3 protein-coding genes are annotated in these 4,800 nt (G+C 44.5%); 2 read left to right on the top strand and 1 reads right to left on the bottom strand.

What is annotated here, in order from left to right:
- The coding region (mrcB, locus tag B4K20_RS09115; RefSeq protein WP_289282655.1) for a penicillin-binding protein 1B at positions 1–2,234 on the bottom strand (2,234 nt) is incomplete at its 3' end.
- Positions 2,235–2,599: 365 nt separating this feature from the next.
- Here mrcB and B4K20_RS09110 point away from each other — a divergent pair.
- Together B4K20_RS09110 and tkt are read left to right on the top strand one after the other, a co-directional pair.
- On the top strand, positions 2,600–3,154 hold the full coding sequence (locus tag B4K20_RS09110) for a thioredoxin family protein (RefSeq protein ID WP_286305764.1): 555 nt from the start codon (positions 2,600–2,602) through the stop codon (positions 3,152–3,154).
- 26 nt (positions 3,155–3,180) lie between these two features.
- Positions 3,181–4,800: transketolase (gene tkt / locus B4K20_RS09105; RefSeq protein ID WP_289282654.1), on the top strand; the 1,620-nt coding region annotated here is incomplete at its 3' end.

The raw sequence follows: 4,800 nt of genomic DNA, 5'->3' as shown, positions 1-4,800 counted from the left end.
GAATGTTCACATTCTTGAGCTGATAAAAGGCCCGTTTGTGTGTCTATCCAGAGCCATTTTATATCGTCAGGCAATGGTGCCTCAAACGAATCCAGAGGCTGACTCCTCATAAAGTTTTTCCAGACACGCAACGCTCCGCCTGAACCGGTGAATGGTAAGGGGGAATTATCATCCTGACCAAGCCATACCACGGCGAGACGATTATTGCTGAAACCCGCAAACCAGCTATCTCGTTGATCATCGGTTGTGCCCGTCTTACCGGCAGTATTGATATGACTGGGTAAGCTGGAGTAAATGCTGGCAGCCGTGCCACTGTGAGTGACTTCTTGCATGGCTGTTTGAATCAGATAAACATCATCTGCATCGATAGTCTGACGCAGTTGGAATGGATAGCTGGATAGCGCTTCACCTTGACTGTCTGTGACCGTGCGAATAGCTCGGGCAGGGGTCTGAAAACCATTGGCAGCAATGGTTTGATACATTGTCGCGACTTCAAGCGGAGATAAGCCCTGAGCACCTAATAAGAGCGAGGGGTAGGCATCGAGCTGACGTTTAATGCCTAATCGGTTCAACGTATTAATGACCTCATCCAAACCTGCTTCCATTCCAAGGCGAACGGTAGCTATGTTGTAAGAGTGGGCTAAGGCATCAATCAGTAAAACATCCTCATGGGATTGTTTGCTGAAGTTTTGTGGTTTCCATGTTTGACCATTGGGAAGTGTCAGAGTGAAGCTTGAATCATCCACCATACTGGCCAGTGTTTTACCTTGTTCTAAGGCTGTTAAATACACGGCAGGTTTTACCAACGAGCCGATGGGGCGTACAGAGTCCAATGCGCGATTAAAGCCTTTATAGCGTGTATTTTTGTCACCTATGACCGCTAGGACTTCACCCGTTTGTGGGTCTGTCACTACCATACTGCCCTGTAGCGATTTCAATTTAGAGCCATGGTGTTGTTGCAGACTCGTAATGGTGGATTTTAAAGATGACTCAGCATGACGTTGAGTGATCGGATCCAGGCTGGTATAGACCCGTAGCCCTTCTGAGTTCAGATCTTCATCACGATAATCACGACGTAATTGTCGTTTCACTAAGTCCAAAAAGGCTGGATACGCTTCTTTTAATAGTGTGCCTTTCTCGACAACATCAAGGCTGGCATTTCTCGCTTGCTGATATTGTTGTTGTGTAATTTTATCTTGCTCATACAAAACTTTTAGCACCAGATTGCGTCGATTTTTTGCTCGCTCAGGGTGGCGTCTGGGGTCGTAATAAGAAGGCCCCTTCACCAGGCCGGCAAGTAATGCTAACTGATGCAGTTTTAACTCTTGTAGCGGTTGTGCGAAAAAGTAATGTGCACCCAAACCGAAACCATGAATGGCTCGTGCGCCATCTTGTCCCAGATAGACTTCATTCAGATAGGCTTCCAAAATGTCATCTTTGTCGTAGTGCAGCTCTAACAATAAAGCCATCGGAATTTCGAGTAGCTTTCTAACCAGACTACGGTCAGAGGTGAGATAGAAGTTCTTAATAAGCTGTTGAGTCAGGGTACTACCACCCTGAACAAAGCTACCAGCCTTAATATTGGCAACCATAGCACGGGCTATGCCTTTGGGGGAGATGCCATGATGCTGGTAAAAATCTCTGTCTTCGATAGCGATTAAAGCTTCGCTCAACATCGGAGGGGCATCTTTTAACTGAATAAGATCCCGGTCTTCATTATTAAGTGGGTAGATGCCTCCTATCAGAACAGGTTCAAGGCGAACCAATGGCACATCCTGACCTTGATAATCTCTTAGGCGTGTTACACCTTCAGCATTAAAGTCGAGAATGAGTTTTCTTGCCGGCTCCATGCCATCGCTAAAACGAAAGCCACGTGTGGCGATGATGGCCTTCGATGAGGAGAAGGCGGCCTGGCCAGGCTGTGCGGCTTTTGAACGAAATTGATACCCCAAACCTTTTAATTCAATTTTCAGGTCGGAGAGTGAGACAGGAGCCCCAGCATACAACTCTAATGGGCGAGCATATACCTTGGCAGGAACAGCCCAGCGCTTGCCTTCAAACTGACTACGAATCTGAACATCAAGGAAAAGGGTTAATAAGCCAAGTAGAACCAGTAGAGTAAAAGCAATTTTCAGCAAACTTGCGCGGCTGATAAACCCCGTTTGTTTTTTTCTACGTGGTGATGACTTTTTTGAGCGGGTACGCTTTTTAGAAGGCGCTTTTTTTTGAGCCATGAAATTCTCAGCTAGGAAATGAACCTGATTAAAGGTAGTAATTCAATAAATACATTAAAACATGATGTTGGCATGAAGTGATAACAGTTCACCTTAATATGCGATGTTCAGCTTGAGGCGATCAAAGAAACCGCGCAGTGCCAGAAATTGTTCTATTTCTGCTGCGATTGGCTGAGAGGAATTTCATCGGTGCCTCATCTAAGTCATTACTTTTTTTACAGATCATCGCAAAGGGCAAGGCTAAAAATCGCTGACAGCTTCATTTCGCATTATGTAAATTGTCTGGTAATATGCAGAACTCCAAAAGAGTTTCATGCGTCGTTTTTCATCTTAAACGACATAAAGTATAACTGTAGTGAGCGTTTATGGCTTTAGAGACACCAGTCTGTGAATTTGGTTTGCCTGCTGTGGATTTTTCTCTGCCAGGAACAGACGGTAAAATCTGGACATTAGAAGACTGTCGTGGTGAAAATGGATTGTTAGTTATGTTCATTTGTAACCATTGCCCTTATGTAAAAGCGGTAATAGATAGATTGGTACGTGATACGAATGAGTTGAAAGCATTAGGTATCAATTCTGTCGCGATTATGTCTAATGATGTGAACGAGTACCCTGAAGACGCGTTCGACAATATGAAACAGCTTGCGATACAGCAAGCGTTCTCATTTCCATATCTGTACGACGAAACACAACAGGTTGCCCAGGCTTATGGTGCAGTCTGCACACCCGATTTTTTTGGTTATAACAGTGATTTGCAACTACAATATCGCGGTCGTTTGGATGCCAGTAGAAAAGAAGCCGCAGCATCTGATGTCAGACGAGATTTGTTTGAAGCAATGAAACAAGTGGCAGAAACAGGCCACGGCCCAGAAAATCAAATACCTAGTATGGGTTGCTCGATCAAATGGCGGGCAGCTTAATTTTTTTTAATAGGAGAATGTAGATAATGGCTACACGTAGACATTTAGCTAATGCAATCCGTGCGCTCAGCATGGATGCAGTACAAAAGGCAAACTCGGGTCACCCCGGTGCGCCTATGGGTATGGCAGATATTGCCGAAGTGTTATGGAATGACCATTTAAAACACAACCCAAATAACCCAAATTGGGCTGATCGTGACCGTTTCATCCTATCTAATGGTCACGGTTCAATGTTGATTTATTCATTGTTGCATTTGTCAGGTTATGACTTGCCAATGGATTCACTCAAAACATTCCGTCAATTACATTCACAATGTGCAGGTCACCCAGAGTATGGTTATGCACCAGGTGTTGAAACAACAACAGGTCCATTAGGTCAAGGTATCACCAACGGTGTTGGTTTTGCGATGGCTGAAAAACTGATGGCTGATCAATTCAACAAGCCAGGTCATGACATCGTTAACCACCACACTTATGTCTTCATGGGCGATGGTTGTTTAATGGAAGGTGTTTCTCATGAAGCATGTGCTCTTGCTGGTACATGGGGTCTGGGTAATCTGATCGCATTCTGGGATGACAACAACATCTCTATCGACGGTCACATTGATGGCTGGTACACAGATGACACTGTTAAACGTTTCGAAGCTTACGGCTGGCACGTTCAATCAGTAGATGGTCACGACTCTGATGCAATCAATGCAGCTATTGAAGCAGCGAAAAAAGTGACTGACAAACCGTCATTGATTTGCTGTAAAACCATCATTGGTTTCGGTTCACCAAACAAATCTGCTAGCCATGATTGTCATGGTGCGGCATTAGGTGAAGAAGAAGTTGCATTAACTCGTAAAGAGTTAGGTTGGGACTACGAACCTTTTGTTATTCCTGAAGACGTTTATGCGGGTTGGGATGCGAAAGCGAAAGGTGATGCTGCGGAAGCTGAATGGAACAAAAAATTCGACGCTTATGCTGCTGAATACCCAGAATTAGCTGCTGAATTTAAACGCCGCATGGCAGGTGAATTACCCGCTGACTGGAAACAATTCACAGATAAAATGATCGCTGATTTCAACGATAAAGCAGAAAGCGTTGCTTCACGTAAAGCATCACAAAACGTTATCACTGCTTTAGCACCTGAATTACCAGAATTTATCGGTGGTTCTGCTGACTTAACAGGTTCTAATCTGACAAGCTGTTCAAGCTTCAAACATGTTTCTGGTAAAGAGTCAGGTAACTACATTTCATACGGTGTTCGTGAGTTTGGTATGTATGCCATCATGAATGGTATGGCACTGCACGGTGGTTTACTGCCTTACGGTGGTACGTTCCACATGTTCTCTGACTATGCTAAGTCTGCTTTACGTATGGCGGCATTGATGAAACAACGCACAATCGCTATTTTGACTCATGACTCTATCGGTCAGGGTGAAGACGGTCCTACTCACCAACCAATCGAAAACACAGCAGGTCTGCGTTACATTCCTAACATGGATGTATGGCGTCCTTCTGATGAAACTGAAGTGGCTGTTGCTTGGGTTGCTGCGGTTGAACGTAAAGATGGTCCTTCAAGCTTAGTATTAAGCCGTCAAGGTATTCCTGGTCGTAAACACGAGACAGCTGACTTTGAAGGTATCCGTAAAGGTGCTTAT

The sequence above is a fragment of the Methylophaga sp. UBA5088 genome (genome assembly GCF_002414625.1).
Lineage (GTDB): Bacteria > Pseudomonadota > Gammaproteobacteria > Nitrosococcales > Methylophagaceae > Methylophaga > Methylophaga marina.
Note: the sequence above shows the minus strand (reverse complement) of the source record. Positions and strands in the feature narration are given on the sequence as shown.